General features: G+C 65.5%; 22 protein-coding genes. 9 read left to right on the top strand and 13 right to left on the bottom strand.

Translation table 11 applies throughout. The annotated features are described in order from the left end of the window. Nucleotides 1–93: 93 nt before the first annotated feature. From AC3A35_RS06785 to AC3A35_RS06725, 13 genes are all read right to left on the bottom strand, one after another. Nucleotides 94–1992 (bottom strand): chemotaxis protein CheA, encoded by a 1899-nt coding sequence (locus tag AC3A35_RS06785; protein ID WP_487435210.1) that lies wholly within the window; start codon nt 1990–1992, stop codon nt 94–96. A 65-nt stretch (nt 1993–2057) separates the two neighbouring features. After that, complete coding sequence (gene cheZ, locus AC3A35_RS06780) at nt 2058–2930, bottom strand: protein phosphatase CheZ (protein WP_487435208.1); 873 nt, start codon at nt 2928–2930, stop codon at nt 2058–2060. 34 nt (nt 2931–2964) lie between these two features. Continuing rightward, the gene (gene cheY / locus AC3A35_RS06775; RefSeq protein ID WP_487435207.1) at nt 2965–3366 is read right to left on the bottom strand and encodes a chemotaxis response regulator CheY; all 402 of its coding nucleotides are present in this window, start codon (nt 3364–3366) and stop codon (nt 2965–2967) included. A gap of 30 nt (nt 3367–3396) precedes the next feature. Beyond that, nucleotides 3397–4353, bottom strand: a complete 957-nt coding sequence (locus AC3A35_RS06770; protein ID WP_487435206.1) for a chemotaxis protein — start codon at nt 4351–4353, stop codon at nt 3397–3399. A 9-nt stretch (nt 4354–4362) separates the two neighbouring features. Beyond that, nucleotides 4363–5334, bottom strand: coding sequence for a chemotaxis protein (locus AC3A35_RS06765; protein ID WP_487435204.1), 972 nt, complete (start codon nt 5332–5334; stop codon nt 4363–4365). Between the two features lie 152 nt (nt 5335–5486). Then, nucleotides 5487–7163 (bottom strand): methyl-accepting chemotaxis protein, encoded by a 1677-nt coding sequence (locus AC3A35_RS06760; RefSeq protein WP_487435203.1) that lies wholly within the window; start codon nt 7161–7163, stop codon nt 5487–5489. Between the two features lie 166 nt (nt 7164–7329). Further along, on the bottom strand, nt 7330–7932 hold the full coding sequence (locus AC3A35_RS06755; RefSeq protein ID WP_487435202.1) for a CheB methylesterase domain-containing protein: 603 nt from the start codon (nt 7930–7932) through the stop codon (nt 7330–7332). A gap of 14 nt (nt 7933–7946) precedes the next feature. After that, on the bottom strand, nt 7947–8900 hold the full coding sequence (locus tag AC3A35_RS06750; RefSeq protein WP_487435201.1) for a CheR family methyltransferase: 954 nt from the start codon (nt 8898–8900) through the stop codon (nt 7947–7949). Nucleotides 8901–8966: 66 nt separating this feature from the next. Next, nucleotides 8967–9983 (bottom strand): flagellar motor protein MotB, encoded by a 1017-nt coding sequence (gene motB / locus AC3A35_RS06745; RefSeq protein ID WP_487435200.1) that lies wholly within the window; start codon nt 9981–9983, stop codon nt 8967–8969. Between the two features lie 73 nt (nt 9984–10056). Beyond that, nucleotides 10057–10911: a flagellar motor stator protein MotA gene (motA, locus tag AC3A35_RS06740; RefSeq protein WP_487435198.1), complete on the bottom strand. Its 855-nt coding sequence runs from the start codon at nt 10909–10911 to the stop codon at nt 10057–10059. A gap of 136 nt (nt 10912–11047) precedes the next feature. Beyond that, nucleotides 11048–11602 (bottom strand): flagellar transcriptional regulator FlhC, encoded by a 555-nt coding sequence (gene flhC, locus AC3A35_RS06735; protein WP_487435197.1) that lies wholly within the window; start codon nt 11600–11602, stop codon nt 11048–11050. A gap of 12 nt (nt 11603–11614) precedes the next feature. Continuing rightward, nucleotides 11615–11932, bottom strand: a complete 318-nt coding sequence (flhD, locus tag AC3A35_RS06730) for a flagellar transcriptional regulator FlhD (RefSeq protein WP_487435196.1) — start codon at nt 11930–11932, stop codon at nt 11615–11617. Nucleotides 11933–12080: 148 nt separating this feature from the next. Next, nucleotides 12081–14063, bottom strand: a complete 1983-nt coding sequence (locus tag AC3A35_RS06725; RefSeq protein WP_487435195.1) for a GGDEF domain-containing response regulator — start codon at nt 14061–14063, stop codon at nt 12081–12083. Nucleotides 14064–14338: 275 nt separating this feature from the next. Between AC3A35_RS06725 and AC3A35_RS06720 the strand changes: the two genes are divergently transcribed. From AC3A35_RS06720 to AC3A35_RS06680, 9 genes are all read left to right on the top strand, one after another. Then, on the top strand, nt 14339–14893 hold the full coding sequence (locus tag AC3A35_RS06720; RefSeq protein WP_487435194.1) for an NUDIX hydrolase: 555 nt from the start codon (nt 14339–14341) through the stop codon (nt 14891–14893). A 159-nt stretch (nt 14894–15052) separates the two neighbouring features. Next, complete coding sequence (locus AC3A35_RS06715; RefSeq protein WP_487435193.1) at nt 15053–15688, top strand: HNH endonuclease; 636 nt, start codon at nt 15053–15055, stop codon at nt 15686–15688. Nucleotides 15689–15818: 130 nt separating this feature from the next. Beyond that, nucleotides 15819–17327, top strand: a complete 1509-nt coding sequence (gene xdhA, locus AC3A35_RS06710) for a xanthine dehydrogenase small subunit (protein WP_487435191.1) — start codon at nt 15819–15821, stop codon at nt 17325–17327. Then, nucleotides 17314–19650 (top strand): xanthine dehydrogenase molybdopterin binding subunit, encoded by a 2337-nt coding sequence (xdhB, locus tag AC3A35_RS06705; RefSeq protein ID WP_487435190.1) that lies wholly within the window; start codon nt 17314–17316, stop codon nt 19648–19650. The genes xdhA and xdhB overlap by 14 nt, the downstream gene beginning before the upstream one ends. Next, nucleotides 19647–20723 carry a xanthine dehydrogenase accessory protein XdhC gene (gene xdhC, locus AC3A35_RS06700; RefSeq protein WP_487435189.1) on the top strand — a complete coding sequence of 359 codons (1077 nt, stop codon included), beginning with the start codon at nt 19647–19649 and terminating at the stop codon, nt 20721–20723. Before xdhB ends, xdhC begins: the two co-directional genes overlap by 4 nt. After that, the gene (locus tag AC3A35_RS06695) at nt 20720–22312 is read left to right on the top strand and encodes an ABC transporter ATP-binding protein (RefSeq protein WP_487435188.1); all 1593 of its coding nucleotides are present in this window, start codon (nt 20720–20722) and stop codon (nt 22310–22312) included. Before xdhC ends, AC3A35_RS06695 begins: the two co-directional genes overlap by 4 nt. Then, nucleotides 22299–23363 carry an ABC transporter permease gene (locus AC3A35_RS06690; RefSeq protein ID WP_487435186.1) on the top strand — a complete coding sequence of 355 codons (1065 nt, stop codon included), beginning with the start codon at nt 22299–22301 and terminating at the stop codon, nt 23361–23363. The genes AC3A35_RS06695 and AC3A35_RS06690 overlap by 14 nt, the downstream gene beginning before the upstream one ends. An 8-nt stretch (nt 23364–23371) precedes the next feature. Continuing rightward, nucleotides 23372–24304 (top strand): ABC transporter permease, encoded by a 933-nt coding sequence (locus tag AC3A35_RS06685; RefSeq protein ID WP_487435185.1) that lies wholly within the window; start codon nt 23372–23374, stop codon nt 24302–24304. Nucleotides 24305–24571: 267 nt separating this feature from the next. Next, nucleotides 24572–26053, top strand: a complete 1482-nt coding sequence (locus AC3A35_RS06680; RefSeq protein ID WP_487435184.1) for a flagellin N-terminal helical domain-containing protein — start codon at nt 24572–24574, stop codon at nt 26051–26053. The last annotated feature ends 52 nt before the right edge of the window (nt 26054–26105 follow it).

The raw sequence follows: 26105 nt of genomic DNA, 5'->3' as shown, positions 1-26105 counted from the left end.
GGCCCGCCGAAAAGCAACTGGCGACGGCACAAGCCCCCGCAGCGCGCCGTCCGCCTCGGTCGCCGGGCGGACGCCCCGAAGACGAGGCAGGCCTCAGGCCAGGGCCGGTACCGGGGGCTTTTTCATCAGCGCCGAGCGCGCCACCCCGCGCTGCTCGCCGGCGGCGCCGAGCACTTCCTTCATGTCGAGGATCAACACGATCTGTCCGTTGGACAGCGTCGTCACCCCCGCCACGCCCTTCGGCCGGAAGTCGTCGAGCGACTTGATCACGGCATCCTCGCGCCCGGCAAAACTGTCGATCGCGAGGATGAATGACATCTCGCCGGTCTGCATCAATACCCCGTACTCGGGCGTACGCTCCTGATCCCAGCCCAGCAGGTTCGCCAGCGGTAGGATGGGCAGCACCTCGCCACGCACCACCATCGTCGCCCGACCACCGACCTCCTGGACTTCCTTCGGATTGATCGGCAGGATTTCCCGCACCATCGACAGCGGCACGGCAAACGGCTGATCGCCGAGGCGGACGAGCAGTACCGGCAGGATCGCCAGCGTCAGCGGCAGACTGATGACGAAAGTGGTGCCCTTGCCCTGGGTCGAGCGGATATCGATCGAGCCGTTGAGCTTCTGGATATTGGTCCGGACCACGTCCATCCCGACCCCACGACCGGATACATCGGAGATCTGGGCGGCGAGCGAGAAACCGGGCAGGAAGATCAGGTTGAAGCTCTGGCGCTCGTCCATGGTGTTGGCCTCTTCATCGGTGATGAGGCCCTTCTGCAAGGCTTTGGCGCGAAGTTTCTCGGCACTCATGCCGCGCCCGTCGTCGGCCACCAGGATCACGATGTGGTCGCCTTCCTGACGAGCCTCGAGGCGCAGCGCCGATTTTTCGGGCTTGCCGCTGGCGCGGCGCTCGGGCCCCTCCTCGACCCCATGATCGACCGCATTGCGGATGAGGTGGATGATCGGATCGGAGAGATCCTCGATCATCGTCTTGTCGATCTCGGTTTCCTCGCCGGCGAGCACGAGCTCGACGTCCTTGCCCAGGTTACGGGCAAGATCGCGGGCGATGCGCGGGTACTTCTGGAACAGGCGGCCGATCGGCTGCATGCGCGTCTTCATCACCGCGTTCTGCAGGTCGGACACCAGCAGGTCGAGCTGGCTCACCGCCAGGTCGAGCGCGTGCAGGGTTTCGGTGTCGTTGCGTCCGCTCAGGATGTCGCTGCGCAGCGCGTTGAGTCGGTTCTTGGTAAGCCCGATCTCACCCGAGAGGTTCAACACCTGGTCGAGACGGGCAGTATCCACCCGGATCGAATTGTCGCGCTGGCGCTCGCCCTCGCGCCGGCCGGTCGGTGCCGACGCGCCTGGGCGGTCGGTCGCCCTGCGCCCCACCGCCCGGGTGATGACCTCCTCGGGATCCTCGATCGGCGCTGCCGCTGCGATCGCCACCGGCTCCGGCGCACGACTGGCGGGCACCACCGCGACTGCGCTGTACAGCAGGGCCCAGTCGGGCTCATGGGCGCCGATGACACCCTCACCGCCGCCAGTCTTGCCGACCGCGGCCGGCTGCGGCGGTGCCTTGGCCGCCACCGGCGGAATCGCCTCGCCGGCGATCGCCACCCTGAGGGCCGCGATCAGTCCGCCATCGGCTGCCGCCGGCTGGGTGCCATGCTCCAGCTGGTTGAACATCTCCCGCACCGCCCCGGTTGCCTCGAGGATCACATCCATCATCTCCGAGGTGACCGCGAGTTCGCCGTTGCGCAGCTTGTCGAACAGGTTCTCGGTGAGGTGGCACAAGGTCACGAGCTCGGTGGCGTTGAGAAAGCCCGCCCCGCCCTTGATGGTGTGAAACCCGCGAAAAATCTCGTTGAGCAGATTCCTGTCGTCGGGGAAGCGCTCCAGATCGACCAACTTGTTGTCGACCCCCGACAACAGGTCCCCGGCTTCGAGCAGGAAGTCCTGCAACAGGTCTTCCATTCCGGCAAAGTCACTCATGGCTCACTCGCTCCCATTCACATTCGAACCCGGCCGGGCAATCCCTGTCCGGTGCGGCGCGCAGATCAGAATCCCAGGCTTTCAAGCAGGTCGTCGACCTGGCCCTGGGTAGTGACTACATCGTCGCGGCCCTCGCTATTCACCACCGGACCGTTCATCAGACCGGCATTCCGGTCGTTGCGAACCCCGGGCGGCGCCACCTCGATCAGCACTTCCAGCAACTGCGACTCCAGGGTCTGGGCCATCTCGACCACTTTCTTGATGACCTGACCGGTCAGGTCCTGAAAGTCCTGCGCCATCATGATCTCGAGCAGTTGCGCATTGGTGGCCCGGCTGCTGTCGGCCACGGTATCGAGGAAGCCGCGCGTTTCCGCGGCGAGCGCCTTGAACTCCTCGACCGAGAGCTCGTTGGCGTAGAGCCGGTCCCACTTCGCCCGCAGGGCCTCGGCACCGCCTTCCACCTTGTCCTGGATCGGCTTGGCGATATCGGTGGCGTTCAACACCCGGCTCGCAGCCTGCTCGGTCATCTGGGCGATGTAGGTCAGGCGCTGACGCGCATCGGGGATGGCCTGGACGACTTCCTGCATGGCGCTGTCGAAACCCAGCTCGCGCAGGGAGTCGTGCACCTGACGGGTCATCTGGCCGATCCGGGTAAAGACCGCATCGCTACTCTCGAGCCTGAGCTCGTCGCCCGTTGCCGCCGGCGGAACCGGCACTGCGCCGCTGCTGTCGGGCGCATCGAACTCGGCCGCAACCGCGTCGAACAGCGCCTGCAGTTCGTCACTGTCATCAGATTGCGAGGCAGGCGCGGGGGCGGGTGCGGGGGCGGGACGTTGACGTACGGGTTCGGGTTCGGACTGGGTCGACGCGATGCTGTCGAACAGTGCCTGGAGCTCATCCGAATCATTCTCTTCGTCGAATTTCATCCGCTTCGCCATTATCTGGCTCCCTCTATCTGTTCGCGCCGCCCGATCAGGCGGCCGTGCTCTTGTTGAGCCGTTCGAAGATTTTCTCCAGCTTTTCCGCCATCGTCACTGCCGTGAAAGGCTTGACGATATAGCCGTTCGCGCCGGCCTGGGCGGCGGCGATGATGTTCTCCTTCTTGGCCTCGGCGGTAATCATCAGCACCGGCAAATGCTTCAGCTGCGGTGTGCGCCGGATGGTCTGGAGCAGGGTCAGCCCATCCATGTTCGGCATGTTCCAGTCGGTCACGACGAAGTCGAACTGCGTCGCACTGAGCTTCTGCAGTGCCACGGCGCCGTCTTCCGCCTCGTCGACATTGGTGTAGCCCAATTCCTTGAGCAGGTTGCGCACGATGCGCCGCATCGTCGAAAAATCATCGACGACCAGAAATTTCAATTTTGGATCAGCCATCTCATTCTCCGTTGTGCCCGTTCCCGGCGCTCAACCCTGACGCGCGCGCTGCAGCAGCGGGCGAAGGGTCTCGGCGAGAACATCAGCGTCGAATTTTGCCACGTAAGAATCGACTCCGACCCGTTTCCCCATCGCGCGGTTTGCATCCGACGACAGCGAGGAATGCATCACCACCGGAATCCCGTCAAAACGGGAGTCGTTCTTGATATTTCGGGTCAGCACATAGCCGTCCATTTCCGGCATCTCGGCGTCGACCATGATCAGATCGATCTCGTCGCCGACATGGCGTCCCATCTGCTGCGCGTGCGTTGCCATTCCCTCGAGCCGCGTCCACGCCTCGAGACCGTTCTGCGCGTGCTTGTGGCGCACGCCGAGCTTGTCGAGCACCTCCGAGATCTTGCGCCGGGCGACCGACGAATCGTCGACGAAGAAAACATTGACGCTCTCGCCACCGTGTAGCGGAGCGATATTGCCGACGATCGCCTCGCCGAAGGTGTTGGACAGGATGGTCTCGACATCGAGAATGGACACCAGCTTGCCGTCCGCCAGTTCGGTGATCGCGGTGATGAAGCTGTGGATACTCGGCGACACGTTGTCCGGGGTGCGGACCTTGTCCCACTCGACGCGGATGATGCGATCCACTTCATTGACCAGGAAGCCCAGCGTGCGCTTGCTGTACTCGGTCACCATCATCGAGCCGCCGAGCGGATCGCCATACCCGTCCAGCCCGAGGATCTTGGCCAGCGACAGCACCGGGATGACGTTGCCGCGCAACGAAATGAGTCCCTCGACACCCTTGGGCATGTTGGGCGCCTTGGTGATGAAGGGGGTCGTCGACACTTCACGCACCTTGAACACGTTGATCCCGAAGGTTTCACTGGTACCCAGCGAAAACAGCAGGATCTCCATCCGGTTGGAGCCCGCCAGCATCGTGCGGCCGTCCACCGAATCGAGCAGCGCCGTATCCTTTTGATCCAGACTCAGCATGACCTCACCTCACTTCCTGTCAGACGCCGGGACGTCGCGATCTATCAACCGGCGCAGAGTCTGCGACAGCCGCTGCGGCTCGAACTTGGGGACGTATTCGTCGACCCCGACGGACTTGCCCAATTGCTGGTTCGACATCCCCGAAAGGGAGGAATGCATGACCACCGGCACCCCTTCGAAGCGCGGATCGGACTTGATATGGCGGGTCAGGATATAGCCGTCCATCTCCGGCATCTCGACGTCGGTCAGCACCAGACTGAGCATGTCGCGCACCTTGCGACCCGAGCTCTCGGCGTGGGTGGCGAGCTTCTTCAACTCCTCCCAGGCCTGGCGGCCATTGACCGCAGCAATGTAGCGCACGCCGAGCACGTCGAGGGTCTGGGTGATCTGCTTGCGCGCCACCGATGAATCATCGGCAAAGAGCACGGTATGGCGGCTGCCGTCGTCGATCGGATCGATGTCCTTGAACATGAAGCTGTCGTCGTAGCGGGTGGTTTCCGACAGGACCTTCTCGACGTCGAGCATCATGACCAGCTTGTTGCCCGGCAACTCGGTGACCGCGGTCACCAGCCCGCCCATGTTGGCGGTCAGCATCTCGGGCGGGACCCGCATCTGCGACCAATCGAGGCGCAGGATGGTATCCACCGCTTCGACCAGGAAACCCTGCGTATGGCCGTTGTATTCGGTGACGATCATGATTTCGCGCGGGTTGTCCGTTCCGACATTCACATATTTGGCGAGATCGACCACCGGCACCAGCACGCCGCGCAAACTGACCATGCCCTCGACCGAGGACGGCATTTCCGGCGCCGCCGTGATCCCCGGCGTGCGCATGACCTCGCGCACCTTGAATACGTTGATGCCGAAGGTTTCGCGGCGCCCGGTGCGCTGGTCCGTGCCCAGGGTGAACAGCAGGATCTCCAGCTTGTTGGTACCGGCCAACCGGGTTCGTGCGTCTATGTTCTTCAGTAAGTCAGACATTGGGTTCTCCGCAACGGGAGGCTGCTTGCCCGGTCGACGCGACCGGTAGCGATTTGAGTAGCTTATCGACCGTGCCCGGACAAACTTTAGGAGTCCCTGTCCGAGCACCCGGGGACGGGCATTCTCGCATCAAGGCCGCCAGCAATATAGTGTCAGGCCTGATAGCCCATGCGGAAGCCGCCCCAGTGCCTTCCCTTGACGTGAATCGGCGCGGAGATGTCATGCATGATCTCGCCGGTGTCACGACGATAGGTCTGGATCAGGAACTGAAGTTCATGGGCGCCGCAGCGCTTGCCGACAGGGTCGTCGAACATGCGTTTGGTCCGGTTGCCGACGAAGTCCTTGTCATGGTCGCCGGTCAGGGGCTGCGAGAAGCGGGTGTTATGGGTGGGCACGTAGCCGCGACGATCGCAGCCGATCGCATAGACGATTTCACCGTGCTGCTTCACGACGCTTTCCTGGATGCGCGGAAACGCCTTGTCGGTGAAGGTATCGAATCGCGTGGTGAACTTTTGCGGACGGGTGTTCGGAATCGGCTGGTAGGACTGATCGAACAAGGCGTCCTCGGTGATCTGCCCGGAGGCGATTGCCTGCTCCAGCAGCCGTCCGATCTCGGCCGCGGCCTGGTGCACGATCTCGGGCATGCGCTTGTGGGTGCTCATGGCCAGTTCGCCCTCCGCGCCCAGCTTGAACACCTTGCTGATCTCGTGCAGGTTGATCGCCAGACTATCGAGCTCCTGTGCCTCGTTCAGAGTCTGCGACGCACCATGGGCATTGCGCTCCACCATGCTCATGATCTGCCTGACATTGCCAACCACGCTGTCGGCTTCACGACTCTGCTGCGCGATCGAAACCGCAATCTCGTCGATACGCTCCATGGTCTGTTGGGCACCGAGGTTGATCTGCTCCAGGGTGCCAGCGGCGCGTTGCGCCAACTGGGCTCCGGCGTGCGCCTGCTCGCTACCCTTGCGAATCGAAACGATCGCCACCCCGGTTTCTTCCTGGATCGCCGCGATCATGCCGCTGATCTCGGTGGTGGCCGACGAGGTTCGCTCGGCGAGCTTGCGCACTTCGTCGGCCACCACCGCAAACCCCCGTCCCTGCTCGCCCGCACGCGCCGCCTCGATCGCCGCATTGAGCGCCAGGAGATTGGTCTGATCGGCGATCTCGCGAATGACCTTGACGATGCCGCTGATCGCCTGGGACCGGTCCCCGAGCGCAGAAATGACGTTTGCGGACTGGGCGACCGAGCGTGCGATCTGATCGATCTCGGCAGACGCTTCGGACACCACGCGGGCGCCGTCCAGCGACAACTCGCGGGCTTGCTGCGCGTTCTGGGCGGTCTGGGTCGCGTGCTCGGCGACCGCGTTCACGCCTGCGGTCATCTCCTCGATGGCCCGGGCCATCTGCCCGGAGGCCTCGCGCTGCGCATTCGAGCCGTCGGCCACGCTGCGGGCATGACCGGACAGCGCCTCGGATTTCTCGGCGACGCGCTGCGCGTCATAGATGACCTTGCCGACGATCCCCTGAAAGCTTCCGATGAGCTGATTGTAGTGACCGACACACCCGTCGAGCGCGCCTCCGCCCGACACTGCGCGGCGCGACAGGTCGCCATCCTGGAAGGTCGCCTTCAGGGTCGCCGCAAACGCATCGAGCGGAGCGCCGAAACGGCTCCTCAGGACGATCTGGGCGAGCACGGCAATCACGACACCCACGATCAGGTGCGCGCCAGCCACCGTCCATGACGGAGTCGAAGCAAGGGCGCTGGCAGCGGCTCCGCCCAATCCGGCCGCCAGGCCCAGCATGATGCAAATCGGCCAGATCCCCATTTCCCGCTCCCTTTGCGGCCCGCGCCGCACTGACGAAACTTCCGGCGCAAGTACCACACGTGCGCCGCTTCCATACGCCATTGTATCGGCGCATATACCGAACTTCTTTAGCCCGAAGACCGCATTCCCCCGAAAACGGTGAGATCGTTCCCGGTGAGGAAGGCTTTCAGCTGCGGCCAGTGGTGCCCGGAAGGCGCAGCAGGATGCGTGCGGCGATCTCACCCAAGGGGACCACCTCGCGCGCAGCGCCGAGTTGCACCGCCTCGCGCGGCATGCCGAACACCACGCAGGAGGCTTCGTCCTGGGCCATGGTCCATGCCCCGGCGTCAGCCATGCGCCGCAAACCGGCGGCACCGTCCTTGCCCATCCCGGTGAGCAGCACGCCGATCGCGGCACGGCCAAGCTGTTGTGCCGCGGAGTGGAACAGCACGTCCACCGAAGGACGATGACGATTTACCGGGTCCGACTTCGCCAGTTCGCACTGGAAACCGGCGCCGGCCCGACGAATCGACAGATGGGAATGACCGGGTGCGAGATAGACGGTGCCGGGCTCGATGCGCTCGCCTTGCTCGGCCTCCTTGACCCGCATCGCGCACAGACCATCAAGGCGGCGCGCGAACGACGCCGTGAACATCTCCGGCATGTGCTGCACGATCAGTACGGGCGGCATGGTCGCAGGCAACCCGCCCAGCACCTCCCTGATCGCTTCCGTGCCTCCGGTCGAGGCCCCGATGAAAACGATGTTGCCCGACTGCGAGTGCGCGTGCATCAAGCGTGTCGCGCTCAGCGCAAGGGCGAATCGAGGCGCACGTACACGGTGCGTCCGCGCGAACGCAAAATGTCCGCGGCGTGCATGAAGCTTTCCGAATGCCCGGCGAACAATTGCCCTTCCGGGCGCAGCAGGGGCGCGAAGCGCTTCAGGATTCCGTACTGGGTGGGCTTGTCGAAGTAGATCATCACGTTGCGGCAGAAAATTGCATCCATCGGTCCCTGCGTCGACCACACGGAATCGAGCAGGTTGATGCGGCGAAAGGAGATCAGCCGACGCAGTTCGGGACGAACCGCAAAACTGCCGTCCTGCGTCCCGTTCAAGCGCGAGAAGTAGCGGCCCAGTCGCTCGGGCGACAGGCGCTCGACACGATCCTGGCGGTACACGCCGGCTTCCCCCTGTGCCAGCACCGCGGTATCGATGTCGCTCGCCAGGATCTGCACCGGCGGCGTCAGGGTATTGAACGCTTCGCAGGCGGTGATGGCGAGGGAATAGGGCTCTTCGCCGGTCGATGCCGCGCAGCACCAGATGCGGATGCTGCGCTTGTCGCCGATCGTCTTCAACTGCTCGGCAAGGATCTCGAAATGATGCGCCTCGCGAAAGAAGGAGGTAAGGTTGGTCGTCAGGGCGTTGACGAAAGCCTCCCACTCGCCCCGGCCGTGCTCGAGGCGCACGAGATACTGGGCAAAGGTCCGGTCCCCGCAAGCACGCAGCCGCCGGGCGAGGCGGCTATATACCATGTCGTACTTGGCCGGCGACAGGGCAATGCCGGCGTGCTCATGGATCAGCTTCCGGATCCGTTCGAAATCGGCCGTGGTGAACTCGAACTCGCGCTCGCGTCCTGCCCCGGCCGCATTCTGCGTAACGGCCATCGACTGCAGGGCCGCCGACGTCGCTGCGGAGCGCCTCGGCGGATCGCCGCCACCCGCCGGAGCGAGCGGACGGCGAGAGGAAAACGGCAAGGACATGGATAAACCTCGTCAAAGACACAGGACCCGCCCGCGCCGCAGCCGGAAAACCGCTTCGCCGATCGATCAGCGCAGCGGTGGAAGCGGGCCGCCCGGTGGCGGCATGGACGATCCCTCGCGCCGGATGCGTTCGCCAAGTGCGGCAGGATCGACCGGGCCAGCGGCGTCGACCTCCAGATTGCCGCTCTCGCCGCGAATCGCCTCCTCCGCGCGCTTGTTCAACACGATGATGCTGATACGGCGATTGATCGGATCGAACGGATCTTCCTTCTTGAGCGGAATGGTATCGGCCAGACCGACGACCCGGACCACCTTGGCCATCTCCAGCCCGCCCAGGACCAGCTCCCGACGCGAGGCATTGGCCCGGTTGCTCGACAATTCCCAGTTGGAGAAGCCGCGATCGCCCCCCGCATACTGCGCCGCATCGGTATGCCCGGACAGACTCACGCGATTGCCCACGTCGTTGAGCGCACGTCCGATGGTGCGCAACAGGTCGCGGGTGTATGGACGCAATTCGGCACTCGCCGAGGTGAACATCGGCCGGTTCTGCTCGTCGACCAGCTGGATGCGCAGCCCCTCGGCGGTGATGTCCATCAGGATCTGGTTCTTGAACTGGCGCAGTTGCGGGTCGGCCTCGATGATGGCCTCGATGCGCCCCTTGAGGTCGATCAGCCGCGAGCGCTCACGCCGCAATTCGGCGGCCTCGACCTCCGGATCCCGGGTCTCCCCCGGCGCCCGCTGCCGCGCCGCATCGATGTTGATCGCGCGCGTGCTCGGCGTATCCCCGCGCTTGACCTGGCCGACCTTGCGTGAAAGATCCTCGCCACCCCCCTTGATGATGCTGGAACTGTCGCCCGAGCCTTCGCCGCCGGACATTGCCAGCTTGAGCGGATTCTGGAAGTGATCGGCAATGCCTTCGAGGTCCCCCTGTGCAGTCGACCCGAGCAACCACATCAGCAGGAAGAAGGCCATCATCGCGGTCACGAAGTCGGCATAGGCGATCTTCCATGCACCGCCGTGGGCGCCACCACCGCCTTTCTTGATGCGCTTGACGATAATCGGCTGCTGGGTGTCGTCGCTCACGCCTCACCCCCGGTCCGGCCAGATTCCGGACCACAACGCCGCAACAGGAAACCGGGCTTCGCCATGCCTCGTCTCAACCCTTGCGGCTCTTGATTTCTTCTTCCAGCTCGATGAAGGTCGGACGATCGGTGGAGTAAAGCACCTTGCGCCCGAACTCCACGGCGACCTGCGGAGCATAGCCGTTCATGCTCGCCAGCAGCACCACCTTCATCACCTGATAGATCTTGCCGCCTTCCTCGACCTTCTGTTCGATCTGGCTGGCCAGCGGCGCCACAAAGCCGTAGGACAGCAGAATGCCGAGAAAGGTACCGACCAGCGCGCCGCCGATCATCTTGCCCAACACGGCCGGCGGCTCGCCGACCGAGCCCATCACATTCACCACCCCCATCACCGCGACCACGATACCGAAGGCAGGCACCGCATCGGCCACCTTGGACACGATGTGCGGCGCCAGGTGCGCCTCCTGGTGATGGGTCTCGATCTCCATGTCCATCAGGTTCTCGATCTCGAACGCGTTCAGGTTGCCGCCGACCATCATGCGCAGGTAGTCGCACAGGAACTCGACCACGTGATGGTCGGAAGTGAGGCCCGGGTATTTGGAGAAAATCGCGCTGGAATCCGGATTCTCGATGTCGTTCTCGATCGACATGAGCCCTTCCTTGCGCACCTTGGCCAGAATCTCGAACAGCATCGCCAGCAGATCGACATACAGTGCGCGATTGTATTTCGAGCCCTTGACCGCCGAACTCAGCGAGCCGAGGGTCGCCTTGATTGCCTTCGGCCCATTGCCGGCCACGAATCCACCGATCATCAGGCCGAAGATCGCGAGATACTCGAGCGGCACCCAGAGTGCCAGCAAACTGCCGTGCACCGCATAGGTTCCCAACGATGCCGCGAGAATGATGACGTAGCCGATGATCAGAAACACTGCTCACTCCAGGCGATGGGGCCACAAGCGTTTGTAGTTGCGGGATTGTAACGGTCGCGATGGGCAAAACTTGAATGCAGGGCGCGAAAAAAAGGCTGCCGGATCAGCGGCAGCCCTTGCTGGTGGCCGAAGTGACTCAGGCGACGACTTCGCGCATCTTGGTCTTGCGCACGGCAGCGCGCCTGGTCTTGCCCGCACGCGACGGCATGTTGCACAAGCCGCAGACAAATGCGTGGGTCGGGTCGTAGGCATGTGCCACGAAACGTCCACCACAGCAGGTGCAGGCAGCCAGGTGCAGCAGATCGGCATCGAAGAAACGCACCAGTGTCCAGGCGCGGGTCAGGCTCAGTACCGGCTCCATCCGCTCCGCTTCGATCTGGTCGAGATAGAGATGGTAGGACTTGATGATCGAGTCCAGTCCGGTCATTCCGGCACACTGTTCGAAGAAGCGATGAAAACCCATGAACAGGGACGAGTGTACGTTCGGCTGCCAGGTCATGAACCAATCGGTCGAGAATGGCAACATGCCCTTCGGGGGCGAGACGCCACGTACTTCCTTGTAGATCTTGAGCAGTTTCTCGCGGCTGAGCCGGGTCTCCGCCTCGAGCATCTGCATGCGGGCGCCGAGCTGAACCATCTCCACCGCGCGGTCGATGTCGGCTGCTTCGTCGATGATTCGTTTGTTCTTCATGTATTCATCTCCTCAGGCTGCTTCCTCGGCCGCCTTGCCTGCAGCGATGATTGCCGCATGCAGACTCGAGGTGGCCGAATCGCGGCCTTCGCCTGCCATCAGACGGGCAAGCTGCTCATCATTGAAACGGAATTGCGGTATCAGCATCTGGCTGCCCGCCATCCGCACCAGCTTGGCAGCCGAAAGCCCTGCGACAAAATCGGCCACTTCCCCGCTCAGCCCCAGCCTGAACAACGCAGTTTCGCGATCGCCGCGCAGCATCTGCTGCGCCAACATCAGATATGCCAGATTCAGTTCGCGTATCTCTGCCTGATAATCGGGGCGTTTCATGGAATAAAATTCCCTTCGCGGGAGAAGCGGCCTTGAAGTTAAAGTAATTTCTCAACATTCGCAACATTCCCTTTCAATCACAGGGGTTTGCCTTGTCGTCAAAAAACAACAACACGCTCATGTGGCATGAGGGAAGCGACGATGCCCGTCAGGTGCTCACCACGCCGGGCCGGGCGGCCTGAATGGATGCAACCCGGTTGCGCCCCTCGCGTTTGGCCAGATAGGCTGAACGGTCGGCCTGCTTGATCAGGGCATCCTGATCGTTCATCGAATCGTCCCGCGTCGCGACGCCGACACTGATCGTCATCTCGAGCGTCGGACCGCCGGTTTCGATCACGAGCTGCACGACCGACAGGCGCAGGCGTTCGGCGCAGATCTTTGCCGCCTCGATATCGGTCTCCGGGCAGATCACCAGAAATTCGTCCCCCCCGGTCCGGCAGATGACATCCTGGCCACGCAATGCACCGCGAAGCGCATCGGCGGTCTGGCGCAGCACCATGTCGCCGACGTCGTGTCCGTAGGTATCGTTGACCAGTTTGAAGCCATCCAGATCGACAACCATGCACGAAAGCGGCCTGCGGCTGCGGGTCGATGCGATCCACTCCTGCTGCACACGGTCGATCGCATAGCGCCGGTTAGGGAAACCGGTCAGGGCGTCGGTGAGGGCCGCCTCCTGAAGACGACGATTCGAGATTGCCAGCTCGGCCGCAAAGTGCCGCACCTCCTCACGGTCGCGTTCGAGTTCCTGCTGCAGACGCACGACACGCTGTGCCGCCTGCAGCCGCGCCTTCAGCATCCGGGCATTGAATGGTTTGACGACAAAATCATCGGCACCGGACTCGAACATCCGGATTGAAACCGATTCGTCGTCCGCGGGGGTCAGCAACAACATGTACATGCTGCGGCCGATGCGGGTGGCGCGCAGCGACCGGATCAGCGTACTGCATTCGCCGCTCAGTCCGCTGCAATCGAGCACCATCATATGAGGCTGTATTTCGAGGACGCTCTCCATCAGTTGCTGCCCGCTAACCGCTTCGAAAACCCGATGTCCTGCGTCGAGGAGAATGCCCTTGAGGAGATCGCGATCGCCGACGTTGTCATCGGCGACCAGAATGCGCAGGCCGGACGCAATGCTCCCGGGCGCCGGGACGGCCGCGGGATCGGCGTTTGCCGCGGTGGGCGATTTTGCGTCCACGGACCGGGCGCCGCCTGCCACATCAGGGCAAAGCTCCGAGAACGACGGCGGTCGGCCCGTTGTCAGTTGCAGCAGCCGGCCCCACTCCACCCACTGCTGTCCGACATCGACACAGGTCTCGACGAAAGACTCGCGCGAATAGCCCAGACGCAAGGCCAGCTTGAGCACCACATTCATCAGTGCAGGCTGCTCGGACTCCCGCGCCAGGCAGATTTCGGCAATCGCCCGGGCCAGAATGAGGCACTGCATCAGTGAAGACTCACGGCTATCCGGCGCAAAGGTGGCCTTCTCGGGCTGTTCGAAAAAACATACCGGATCGGTGAACACGGGGGGCAGACCCCAGTCTGCCAGCATCGCCGCACCCAGCTCGCGATGGGTCATCGCCAGCGTCTTCCGTTCGAGATCGACCAGGCGAAGATTCGGCGCGCGCTGAACCTCGAGCAGCAGGCGCGAAAATTCGACCGGATAAACGGACGCCAGCGCGAGTTCGCCGATCCTGGCCATCAGTCCGACACTGAACGCCTCGTCGGCCGCCCCAAAACGCAGACGCTGGACCAGCGCCTGCATCGACAAGGCCATCAACAGGGACGAGGACCAGAACCTGTCGTAGTCGAAGCCGGCACAGTTTCCCCGGCGATAGCTCGACAACAGCGAAAATCCCAGCGCCATGGTGCGCACCGCCGGCAATCCGAGCACCATCAACGCATCGTGCACCGAAACCACCGCCCGCCTCTGCCGCCCGACCAGCCCGTTCGCCGCCTTGACCAGGCGCCCGACAAAAGCCGGATCGCCCTTGATCACCCGCGCAAGCTCGGGCATCGACACATCCTCATCCTGGGTCATGCGGATGATGGCCAGCGCGACCCCACGAGGCGAGGGAAGGTCGCCGGTGGCCTTGAGCTGCGCGAAGCGGTTCATTTCGATCTGAGGGGACATGATCTCGTCAGGCTGTCATTTTCAGCATCACGGTCAGGAAGCCGACCTCCTGAACAGGCCCGGGTCGTCATTCCCACTCGGGCAGGAATCCGGCTCCCCGGCCCGCATCCGCGCTCCCGCCTGCGCGGGAGCGCGGAAACCCGGGACCGGAAAGCTGGCGTAATGCCCATACAATGCGCCACTCTACCGTGACCCTCGCGCCACTACCAGCGACACGACGTGCGGGCGCACTTTACGGATTAAAATCAAACCATTCCCTCACCGATGGCCTGCCGATGAACTTCTGCTCGAGTTGCGGCGCAACAACGACCCTTCGCGTCCCGCCGGGCGACGCATTACCACGCCATGTCTGCGACAGTTGCGGCACCATCCACTACCAGAACCCGAAGCTGGTCGTGGGCGCCATCGCCGAATGGGGTGAGCGGATCCTGCTGTGTCGGCGTGCCATCGAACCCTGCCACGGCAAGTGGACCCTGCCCGCCGGCTTCATGGAAAACGCCGAAACCACGGCCCAGGCGGCCGCACGCGAGACGCTGGAAGAGGCCTGTGCACGCATCGCGGTGGGCGAAATCTTCTCGCTGATAGATGTGCCCCACATCAGCCAGGTGCATATCGTGTACCGCGCCCGGCTGCTCGATCTCGACTTCCGCCCCGGCGCCGAGTCGCTGGAGGTCGCACTGTTCGACGAGGCCGACATTCCGTGGGACGAAATCGCCTTCCGTACCATCGCCCTGAGCCTGCGTCACTTCTTCGAGGATCGGCGCACCGGAAACTGGTCCTTCCATACCGGCAGCATCGGCCCGCTCGCCCCGCTCGAAAAGGGCAAATAGGTAACGCCTTCGTTCCCGGCGCGGTGAACGGCGCGTCCCCCGAGCCCCCGACAGCCCGAAACGCCGCGCGCTGCTTGCGCTGCGGGTTGATGTCTGTTTTCATTCAGGAACGGGGTGCATCGCGTTCCGGCGCGCCTCGCCTATGGCCACGGAGGAAGCGTGCTGATCGAACACCGGATGATGCTGCCAGGACCGGACGGAATGGTCATCCAGGACGATGGCCAGTATCCGTGGATCCTGTCGCTCGACATGAACGGTACGCCGCATCGCTGGATCTCCTGGCAGGCGGCCTGCCACTACCATGCGCGCGATCTGGTGGCGTGGAGCATCGGGGAGCACGAATTCCGTTTTCTGGGCGGTACCTCGCGGATGACCGGACTGCGCTCCGAGATCACCACCCACAGCATCATCGCCATCAAGGGCCGGGCGTTGCGCCCGGGTGCCCTCGCCCAGGTTCCACCGCTCAACAATCGCGAGCTGTTCCGGCGCGACCGCCATCTGTGCGGCTATTGCGGCCACCGCCTGCCCGGCAGCCAGCTCACCCGCGACCACGTGAATCCGGTGTCGCAGGGCGGACGCGACATCTGGATGAATGTGGTCACCGCCTGCCGGCCGTGCAATCAGCGCAAGAGCGGCCGCACCCCGGAGCAGGCGCGCATGGCGCTGCTGTACGCCCCCTATGTGCCGAACAAGGCCGAATACCTGATCCTGTGCAACCGCCACATCCTGGCCGACCAGATGGACTTCCTGACCCGCCACCTGCCGCGGCAGAGCCGGCTGCTGATCACTCCCTGAAGTCTTTTTCGTGATGACGGGGCGTTTTTTTCCGCGCCGCACCAAACTCACAACCGAATTTCATAACTTCCCACATTTTGTATCGATGCGCCATCGCGCGCCCGGGCTGTGGCGGTGTTAAATTTGCACCATGAACACCGCAGAAATCCACTTCCTGCTCGACGGCCGCGACATCCGGCTGCACGACGTCGCCCCGAGCACCACCCTGCTCACCTGGCTGCGCGAGGATCAGGCACGAACCGGCACCAAGGAAGGCTGCGCCGAGGGCGACTGCGGCGCGTGCACGGTGGTGCTGGCCGAAGCGCGCGATGGCCGCCTCGACTGGCGCAGCGTGAATGCGTGCATCCAGTTGCTGCCCACGCTGCATGGCAAGGCCTTGTTCACGGTGGAGAGCCTGCGCGCGGCCGATGGCATCCTGCATCCGGCACAACAGGCCATGGTCGATTGCCACGGTTCGCAATGCGGCTTCTGCACCCCCGGCTTCGTGATGTCGCTGTTCGCGCTGTACCAGACCGAATCCGCGCCCGATGGCGACGCGATTGCCGATGCGCTGTCGGGCAACCTGTGCCGGTGCACCGGCTATCGGCCCATCATCGACGCCGCACACCGGATGTACCGCTTGCCCGCTGCCGGCAGCACCCTGCCCGCGCCGCACTGGCAGGGCGTCGCGGGCACCGCGGCGGGCCGCGAACTGCTCGCCCGCCTCACCGCACTCGACGACCTGCGCACGCTCGACATCAGCCACCCGCAGGGCCGCTTCATTGCCCCCGCCACCCTCGCCGAACTCGCCACGCTGCTCGCGAGCCATCCGTTGGCGACCGTGCTCGCCGGCGGCACCGACATCGGCCTGTGGATCACCAAGCAGTTCCGTGTGCTGCACGTACTGATCCATCTCGGCCGGGTGCGCGAGCTCCAGCGTATCGAGCAGAACGAGCACTGGCTCGAGATCGCCGCCGCGGTGAACCTCGAAGACGCCTTCGGCGCCATCCTGCCGCATTACCCGGAGCTGACCGAGCTGTGGCGCCGCTTCGGCTCGCGCCCGATCCGCAACGCCGGCACCCTGTGCGGCAACATCGCCAACGGCAGCCCGATCGGCGACACCATGCCGGCGCTGATTGCAATCGGCGCCGAGGTCGTGCTGCGTCACGACACCACCGTTCGCCTGCTGCCCCTCGAGGCGCTCTACCGCGATTACCAGCAGATGGATCTGGCGCCGGGCGAGTTCGTGCAGGCGGTGCGTATCCCGCTGCGCAACGCACGCACGGGTCGCCACCTCATTCGGGCGTGGAAAATCTCCAAACGGCAGGACCAGGACATCTCCGCGGTTTGCGCCGGTTTTGCGCTGCACTTGAACGACGACGTGATCACCGAGGCGCGGCTGGCGTTCGGCGGCATGGCCGCCACCCCCCGACGCGCCCACCATGCCGAAGCCGCACTCAGCGGCCGCCCCTTCGACGCAGCGGCGCTGGCCGACGCCCGCGCGGCGCTGATGCAGGATTTTCAGCCCTTGTCCGACATGCGCGCCTCCGCCGACTACCGCATGCGCGTGGCGCAAAACCTGCTCACCCGCCTGCAGCTCGACCATGCCGGGGTGCCCACCCGCATCGACATCGCGGAGAGCGGCCATGAACAGGCCTGAAACGCGGCCCGCCGCTGCATGCCGTGGCGCCGCCGGCACTGCGCTGCCCCACGAATCCGCAGTACTGCACGTCACCGGCCACGCCGCCTACATCGACGACTTGCCCGAGCTGCGACGCACCCTGCACGCCGCCGTCGGCCTTGCCAGCGCAGCCCATGCCCGGGTCACGGCGCTCGACCTCGGTGCGGTGCGGGCCGCGCCCGGCGTGGTCGCGGTGCTCACTGCAGCCGACATCCCCGGCGTCAACGACTTCGGCCCGGTCGTGCACGACGATCCGATCTTCGCCACCGACGAAGTCCAGTTCCATGGCCAGGCGCTGTTCGTGGTGCTCGCCGACGACATGCGCGCAGCCCGTGCGGCTGCCCGCCTCGCCCGGGTCGAATACGACCGGCTGCCGGCACTGCTTACGGTGGACGCCGCATTCGACGCCGGCACCCGGGTGCTGCCCGACACCGTACTGCACCGTGGCGATGCCGATGGCGCGATCGCCGCCGCACCGCATCGGCTGGCGGGCAGCGTGCGCGTCGGCGGCCAGGACCACTTCTACCTCGAGACCCAGATCGCCTACGCCATCCCGCAGGAAGACGACACCATGAAGGTCTATTCCTCCAGCCAGCATCCGGGCGAGATCCAGCTCCAGGTGGCCCATGCGCTCGGGCGTGAGGCCAAGGATGTGGTGGTCGAATGCCGGCGCATGGGCGGCGGCTTCGGTGGCAAGGAGAGCCAGCCCGGCCAGATCGCCGCCATCGCCGCGATCGCCGCGCGCCATACGGGCCGCCCGGTCAAGCTGCGTCTGGACCGCGACGACGACATGATCCTCACCGGCAAGCGCCACGACTTCCGCATCGACTGGGAAGCCGGTTTCGACGACGACGGCCGCCTCCTCGGCGTGCGCTTCCGCCAGGCGGCCCGCGCCGGCTACTCGGTCGACCTCACCGGCGCGATCGCCGACCGCGCGATGTTCCACGCCGACAACGCCTACTACCTGGCGGCGGTGGCGATCGACTCCCACCGCTGCAAGACCAACACCGTGTCGAACACCGCCTTCCGCGGCTTCGGCGGGCCGCAGGGCATGTTCGGCATCGAGGAGGTCATCGACGCCATCGCCCGCCACCTCGGGCGCGACCCGCTCGACGTGCGCAAGCTCAACTACTACGGCATCACCGAGCGCAACACCACCCACTACGGCCAGACCATCGAGGACAATGTTCTCGACGAACTCACCACCGAACTCGAAGCCGATTGCGACTACCGCGCCCGACGTGCGGCGATTCACGCCTGGAACGCCGACAGCCCGGTGATCAAGAAGGGCATCGCGCTGACCCCGGTGAAGTTCGGCATCTCCTTCACCGCCACCCACCTGAACCAGGCCGGCGCCCTGCTCCATGTGTATACCGACGGCACGGTGATGCTCAACCACGGTGGCACCGAGATGGGCCAGGGCCTGTTCACCAAGGTCGCCCAGGTGGTTGCCCGCGAACTGCAGATCGACATCGACCGCGTCCGCGTCACCGCCTCCGACACCGCGCGCGTACCCAACGCCTCGGCGACCGCCGCCTCCAGCGGCGCCGACCTCAACGGCAAGGCGGCGCAGGACGCGGCGCGCACGGTCAAGGTCCGTCTCACCGAATTCGCCGCGGCGAAGTACGGCTGCCGCGAGGACCAGGTCGAATTCCTGCCCAACCGGGTGCGCGCCGGCGACACGGTGCTCGATTTCGCCGAACTGGTCCACGCCGCGTGGATGGGACGGGTCTCGCTGTCGGCCACCGGCTACTACCGCACGCCGAAGATCGCCTACGACCGCGCCACCCTGTCCGGCCGCCCGTTCTATTACTACGCCTACGGCGTGGCCTGCAGCGAAGTGGCGATCGACACCCTGAGCGGTGAAGCGAAGGTGCTGCGCACCGACATCCTGCACGACGTCGGCCACTCGCTGAACCCGGCGATCGACCTCGGCCAGGTCGAGGGTGGCTTCATCCAGGGCATGGGCTGGCTGACCACCGAGGAACTGTGCTGGGATGCGGACGGACGCCTGCTCACCCATGCCCCGTCCACGTACAAGATCCCGGCGGTGTCGGACCTGCCGCCGGTGTTCAACGTGCGCCTGTGGGAACGCGGGATCAATGCCGAGGACTCGATCTTCCGCTCCAAGGCGGTGGGCGAACCGCCGCTGATGCTGGCGCTGTCGGTATGGCATGCAATCAAGGATGCGGTGGCCGCGGCTGCCGACTACCGTGTCACCCCCCTGCTCAATGCCCCGGCCACCGCGGAGGAGATCCTGCGCTGCGTGGACGAGGCGCGCCAACGGGCGGCCTCGGCATGAACACCGCACGCCTGCTCGACACCCTCGCCGACCGGCTCGACACCGGCCAGGCTGCGATCTGGGTGGGCGTCGCCGAGGTACGCGGTTCGGCCCCGCGAGCGCCCGGGGCACGCATGCTGGTCACCCACGACGGGCAGTGCGGCACCATCGGTGGCGGGCAGCTCGAACTGCGCGCGCTCGGGATCGCCCGCCAGATGCTGGCCGCAGCAGGGACCGGCCCGCTTCCACCTGCGCGCGTCGAGCGCTTTCCGCTCGGCGCCCGGGTCGGCCAGTGCTGCGGCGGCGTCGTGCAGCTCGCCTTCGACCTGGTGAGCCCGGCCGAGCGCGACTGGGTGGCCGAAGCCCGCCGCCTGGAGCAGCAACAGTGCGACTGGATCCGGGTGATCGAACTCGGCGGCCGCGGCGTAACCGTCGCCGCGCTGGCCACGGCCAGCCCGCCCCCACCGCTCCCTGCTGCCGTGCTGAACCGCCTGGTCGCCAGCGCCGGCGACGGCGCGCTCGTTGCCTGCGAGGGCGAGCCCGCCCCCAGCCACGTGGTCGAACTGTTCCGCCCGCCCGAGCTGCACCTTGCGCTGTTCGGTGCCGGCCACGTCGGCCGGGCGCTGGTCGACGTCCTCGCCCGCCTGCCGATCCGGGTCACCTGGATCGATCCGCGGGAAGACGAGTTTCTCGCCCTGATGCCGCGCAACGTCCGCCCGCTGGTCACCGACTGCCCCGAGGCCGAGATTCGCCACCTGCCTGCCGACAGCGCGGTGCTGATCGCCACCCATAGCCATGCACTCGACCTCGAACTGGTGCGGGCCTGGCTCGAGCACGGCGATTTCCGTTTTCTCGGCCTGATCGGCTCGCGCTCGAAACGCAGCCGCTTCGAAGCGAAACTGCGCGCGCGTGGCTATGGCGACACGCAACTGGCCCGGCTGACCTGCCCGGTGGGCCAAGCTGGCGTCAACGGCAAGGAACCGGAAGTGATCGCGATCGCGATCGCCGCGCAGTTGATGAAACTGCGCCGGACCAAGGCCACGGGTGCACCGAACCACGATCAAGCCGCCACCGCGGACACCCACTATCCATGACGCCACCAACGCCCATCGTTGCAGACGCGCCACCGCGCCTCGTCCTCCGGGACATCCGCAAGGTCTACCCGACCGTGGTCGCCAACGATGGTGTCGATCTGCAGGTCGCACCCGGCGAGATCCACGCCGTGCTCGGCGAGAACGGCGCCGGCAAATCCACGCTGATGAAGATCATCTACGGCGTCACCCGCCCGAACGCCGGCGAGATGCAGTGGGAAGGCCGGCCGGTGACCGTAACCAGCCCGGCGCACGCTCGCGAGCTCGGCATCGGCATGGTGTTCCAGCACTTCTCGCTGTTCGAGACCCTGACCGTGGTCGACAACGTGGCCCTCGCCCTGCCCGGCAAACCGGACCTGGACGAACTGGCGCAGCGCATCGAGGCGGTCTCGAAACGCTACGGCCTGCCGGTCGACCCGCGCCGCCATGTGCATGCCTTGTCGGTGGGCGAACGCCAGCGGGTCGAGATCGTGCGCTGCCTGCTGCAGAACCCGCGCCTGCTGATCATGGACGAGCCGACCTCGGTACTGACCCCGCAAGCGGTAACCAAACTGTTCGAAACCCTGCGCCAGCTCGCCGCCGAGGGCTGCTCCATCCTCTACATCAGCCACAAGCTCGACGAAATCCAGGCGCTGTGCCACACCGCCACCGTGCTGCGCGACGGACGCGTCACCGGCCACTGCAGGCCGGCCGAGGAAACGCCCGAATCGATGGCGCGGCTGATGATCGGCAAGGACCTGCCGGTGTGCGAGCACGGCGCGAGCCGGCCCGGCGGCGACGTCCGCCTGCGCCTGGCCGGCCTGTCGCACGCCAGCGCCGACCCGTTCGCGACCGATCTGCGCGACATCCACCTCGAGGTGCATGCAGGCGAGATCGTCGGCATCGCCGGCGTCTCCGGCAACGGCCAGCAGGAGCTGCTGCGCGCGATTTCGGGCGAGGAGCCGCTGGCGGAGAAGTTCCCGGTGCAGATCCTCGGGGTCGAGGCCGGGCGCCTGAATCCCGGCCAGCGCCGCCGCCTGGGCATGTGCTTCGTACCCGAGGAGCGCCTCGGCCGCGGCGCGGTGCCGGGCATGTCGCTGGCCGACAACGCCATCCTCACCGCGGCGCGGTCGCAGCACTTCGTCAGCGGGGGCTTTCTCTCCTTCGCGCGTGCACGGGACTTTGCCGAGCGCTGCATCGAGGCCTTCGGGGTCAAGTGCGGTGGTGCCGCGGCACCGGCCAGGTCGCTGTCGGGCGGCAACCTGCAGAAGTTCATCATGGGCCGCGAAATCCTGCAGGCGCCGAAGCTGCTGGTCTGCGCCCAGCCGACCTGGGGCGTGGACGTCGGCGCCGCCGCCTTCATCCGCCAGTCCCTGATCGACCTGCGCAAGCGTGGCTGCGCGCTGCTGGTGATCTCCGAGGAGCTGGACGAACTGTTCGAGATCTGCGACCGCATCGCGGTCATCGCCCAGGGCCGGCTGTCGCCGCCACGGCCCATCGCCGAAACCTCGGTCGAGGACATCGGCATGTGGATGAGCGGACTGTGGCCGGGCTCCGAGCTGACGGAACAACAGCCAGTCCTGCTGGCAGAGGTGGCCCGTGCTCAGGCTTGAACCGCGCGCCGAGGCCTCGCGCCTGATGAGCTGGCTGTCGCCACTGCTCGCCGCGGTCCTGACCCTGGTCGCCGGCATGGCGGTGTTCTCCGCACTGGGCAAGGACCCGGTGGACGGTCTGCGCCTCTTCCTGCTGAACCCGCTCAAGGATCTGTACGGCGTCTCCGAACTGCTGCTCAAGGCCACCCCGCTGATGCTGTGCGCGATCGGCCTTGCGGTCGGGTTTCGCGCCAACGTGTGGAACATCGGCGCCGAAGGCCAGTTCATGCTCGGCACTGTGGGCGCCACCGGCGTCGCGCTGTACTTCCAGGGCTCCGACAGCGGGCTGATCCTGCCCGCCATGGTGGTGGCGGGCGCGGCGGCCGGTGCGGCCTGGGCGGCGATCCCGGCGCTGCTGAAAACGAAGTTCAACGCCAACGAGATCCTGGTGTCGCTGATGCTGGTCTATGTCGCCCAGCTCTTCGTCTCGTGGCTGGTGTTCGGGCCATGGAAGGATCCGGACGGCTTCAACTTCCCGCAGACCGCGATGTTCGGCGACGCCGCGCTGCTGCCGGTCCTGTTCGAGGGCACCCGGCTCCACGCCGGCTTCGTCATCGCGCTCGCCGCGCTGGTGGCCGGCTACGCCTTCATGAACCGCAGCTATACCGGATTCAAGATGCGGGTCGCCGGCGAGGCAGCCGACGCCGCGCGCTACGCCGGTTTCTCGGCCCGGCGCATGATCTGGATCGGGCTGCTGACCGGCGGCGCGGCGGCGGGGATTGCCGGCATGAGCGAGGTTGCCGGGCCGATGGGCCAGCTCACCGACAAGGTGAACCTCGGTTACGGCTTCGCCGCGATCATCGTCGCCTTCGTCGGCCGGCTCAACCCCTTCGGCATCCTGCTCGCCAGCCTGCTGATGGCGCTGCTGTTCATCGGCGGCGAGCAGGTGCAGCAATACATGAATCTGCCGAGCTCGATCTCGATGGCGTTCCAGGGCCTGCTGCTGTTCTTCCTGCTCGGCTCGGACGTGTTCATCCACTACCGGCTGCGGCTCGGCCGCGCCACCGCCTGAGGCACCCCATGGACGCAGCGCTCATCACCTCCATGCTGTTCGCCACCGTGGTGGCCGGCACCCCGCTGATCATCGTGGCGCTCGGCCTGCTGGTCAATGAAAGGGCCGGCGTGCTCAACCTCGGCGCCGAAGGCATGATGGCGATGGGCGCGGTCGCCGCCTTCGCGGTCACCCACCACAGCGGCAATCCGTGGCTCGGCGTACTCGCCGGCATGGGTGCGGCGATGCTGGTCGCACTGATCTTCGGCTTCCTGACGCTGACCCTGCAGGCCAACCAGGTCGCCGCCGGGCTGGCGCTGTCGATCTTCGGCGTCGGCCTGTCGGCCTTCATCGGCAAACCCTTCGAATCGATCGCGCTCCCTGCGGTGCCGCCGATCCGCATCCCCTTCATCGCCGATCTGCCGCTGATCGGCGAGGCGCTGTACAACCAGCAGGCGCTGGTCTATCTGTCATGGGCGCTGTTCTGGGCCGTGGTGTGGTTCCTGTACCGCAGCCGCGCCGGGCTGGTGCTGCGCGCGGTGGGCGAATCGCCCGCCTCGGCGCACGCCATCGGCCACCCGGTGATCCGCATCCGCTACCTCGCGGTGCTCTTTGGCGGCGCCATGGCCGGCATGGGCGGCGCCTTCCTGTCGGTGTTCTACACCCCGATGTGGGTCGAAGGCATGGTCGCCGGCCGCGGCTGGATCGCGCTCGCGCTGGTGGTGTTCGCCACCTGGCGCCCGCTGCGGGTCATGATCGGCGCCTACCTGTTCGGCGGAGTGATGATCACCCAGCTCTTCATCCAGGGCTCCGGGCTGCAACTCGACTTCCCGGCCCAGTTCCTGTCGTCGCTGCCCTACTGGGCGACCATCGTGGTACTGGTGGTGATCTCGCGCAACGCGAACACCATCCGGCTCAATTCGCCGCTGTCGCTGGGCAAGCCGTATCGGACCGAGGGCTGAGCGCCGCCTGCGCGACCGCAGGCTTGCCACGGCGCCAGTTCTTGCCGGCTCACTGACAACGGGACGGCAAGAACAGGCAAGACTTGCCGCAGGGCGGCAAGAACGTCCTCCAAAGCATTGAAAAAAATAAGCTTAATAACTCAAAAACGCCTGGCACGCATTTCGCTGATAGCTGCCCAGAAGGCTCGGATGCCAAGCTTGAATCGCGGCCCACACCGCGTCAGCACCCCGAGCATCCGCCGACCCAGATATCGAAGGAGATGCAAAATGGCACAGGTCATCAACACCAACGTCGCCTCACTCAATACGCAGCGCCACCTGAACAGCTCGCAGACCTCGCTGTCGACCTCGCTGCAGCGCCTCTCCTCCGGCCTGCGCATCAACAGCGCCAAGGACGACGCTGCCGGCCTCGCGATCGCGGAACGGATGACGTCGCAGATCCGTGGTCAGGATCAGGCACGCCGCAACGCGAACGACGGCATCTCGCTCGCGCAGACGGCAGAAGGCGCCCTCCAGTCGGCCGGCGATGTGCTGCAACGCATCCGCGAACTCGCGGTGCAGTCCTCCAACGCCACCAACTCCGCATCCGATCGCCAGGCGCTGAACGCCGAGGTCAATCAGCTCACCGCGGAGATGGACCGGATCGCGAAGACCACCGAGTTCAACGGCCGCAAGCTGCTCGACGGCTCGTTCACCACTGCAACCTTCCAGGTGGGCGCCAACGCCGGCCAGACCATCCAGGCGACGACGGCCAACTTCAGCACCAACCAGTTCGGCGGCTATCGCATCGGTTCTGTGGTTGCCGCCAACGCGGGCGCCAAGGGCGATCTCACCGCGGGCAGCACCGCGTTCGCCCTGCCGTCTTCGGCGGCGGCGACCAACCGGGTCGCCGGCGGAACGGTGACGGTCAATGGCGCTGCAGGCGCCGCGGCAGTCACAATTCCAGCGGGCGCATCGGCCAAGACCGCGGCCCAGTTGATCAACGCTGACAACGGAACGACCGGGGTCAGCGCCTCGGCCAAGACCGAGTTCGATATCGACTTCAGCGCCCCCAATGTGAGCTATAAGTTCGACGTCACCTCGGATAACGCCGCTGCGATCACAGTATCCTTCACCATCGGTTCGGAAGACAACGACGGCCTCGCCGCCGCGGTCAATGCGTTCAACGACGTGTCGGCGAAGACCGGTGTCTCCGCCCGCGTCAACGACGCCGGCGACGGCCTCACGCTGCTCAACTCGTTCGGTGAGAACATCACCATCGCCAACGCGGCGTCCGGCTCGAACACCGCAACGATCGGCGGTACATCGACCGCCGCCGGGGCAACCGCCATCGGCACCGGGCAGCTGGTGCTGGACTCCGACAAGTCGTTCAGCATCGACGCGCCCAACACCACGGACTTCTTCAACAACGTCTCGGCAGCCGGGCAACTGCAGAAAGTCAGCGAACTCGACGTCAGCTCGGTAGACGCCGCCCAGCGCACGCTCGCCATCGCCGACGCCGCCCTGTCGGCGATCAACGGCCAACGCGCGAAGTTCGGCGCCCTGCAGGCCCGGTTCGAGACCACCATCTCCAACCTGCAGGTGTCGTCGGAGAACCTGTCCGCGTCGCGTTCCCGTATCCGCGACACGGATTTCGCAGCCGAAACCGCGAACCTCACCCGGGCGCAGATCCTGCAACAGGCGGGCAGCGCGATGCTGGCCCAGGCCAATGCGCTGCCGCAGCAGGTGCTGAGTCTGCTGCAGGGCTGAGCCAGGCCACCTCACCCCGGGCCCGCTTCGGGGGGCTCGCCGCACTAAACTG

It is taken from the genome of Azoarcus sp. Soil_N_20, assembly GCF_057656155.1.
Note: the sequence above shows the minus strand (reverse complement) of the source record. Positions and strands in the feature narration are given on the sequence as shown.

Coding starts and splice junctions, on each gene's coding strand:
- AC3A35_RS06785 (WP_487435210.1), bottom strand. CDS start 1,992: ATGAGTGACTTTGCCGGAATGGAAGACCTGTTGCAGGACTTCCTGCTC.
- cheZ (WP_487435208.1), bottom strand. CDS start 2,930: ATGGCGAAGCGGATGAAATTCGACGAAGAGAATGATTCGGATGAGCTC.
- cheY (WP_487435207.1), bottom strand. CDS start 3,366: ATGGCTGATCCAAAATTGAAATTTCTGGTCGTCGATGATTTTTCGACG.
- AC3A35_RS06770 (WP_487435206.1), bottom strand. CDS start 4,353: ATGCTGAGTCTGGATCAAAAGGATACGGCGCTGCTCGATTCGGTGGAC.
- AC3A35_RS06765 (WP_487435204.1), bottom strand. CDS start 5,334: ATGTCTGACTTACTGAAGAACATAGACGCACGAACCCGGTTGGCCGGT.
- AC3A35_RS06760 (WP_487435203.1), bottom strand. CDS start 7,163: ATGGGGATCTGGCCGATTTGCATCATGCTGGGCCTGGCGGCCGGATTG.
- AC3A35_RS06755 (WP_487435202.1), bottom strand. CDS start 7,932: ATGCACGCGCACTCGCAGTCGGGCAACATCGTTTTCATCGGGGCCTCG.
- AC3A35_RS06750 (WP_487435201.1), bottom strand. CDS start 8,900: ATGTCCTTGCCGTTTTCCTCTCGCCGTCCGCTCGCTCCGGCGGGTGGC.
- flhC (WP_487435197.1), bottom strand. CDS start 11,602: ATGAAGAACAAACGAATCATCGACGAAGCAGCCGACATCGACCGCGCG.
- flhD (WP_487435196.1), bottom strand. CDS start 11,932: ATGAAACGCCCCGATTATCAGGCAGAGATACGCGAACTGAATCTGGCA.
- AC3A35_RS06725 (WP_487435195.1), bottom strand. CDS start 14,063: ATGTCCCCTCAGATCGAAATGAACCGCTTCGCGCAGCTCAAGGCCACC.
- AC3A35_RS06720 (WP_487435194.1), top strand. CDS start 14,339: ATGAACTTCTGCTCGAGTTGCGGCGCAACAACGACCCTTCGCGTCCCG.
- xdhA (WP_487435191.1), top strand. CDS start 15,819: ATGAACACCGCAGAAATCCACTTCCTGCTCGACGGCCGCGACATCCGG.
- xdhB (WP_487435190.1), top strand. CDS start 17,314: ATGAACAGGCCTGAAACGCGGCCCGCCGCTGCATGCCGTGGCGCCGCC.
- xdhC (WP_487435189.1), top strand. CDS start 19,647: ATGAACACCGCACGCCTGCTCGACACCCTCGCCGACCGGCTCGACACC.
- AC3A35_RS06695 (WP_487435188.1), top strand. CDS start 20,720: ATGACGCCACCAACGCCCATCGTTGCAGACGCGCCACCGCGCCTCGTC.
- AC3A35_RS06685 (WP_487435185.1), top strand. CDS start 23,372: ATGGACGCAGCGCTCATCACCTCCATGCTGTTCGCCACCGTGGTGGCC.
- AC3A35_RS06680 (WP_487435184.1), top strand. CDS start 24,572: ATGGCACAGGTCATCAACACCAACGTCGCCTCACTCAATACGCAGCGC.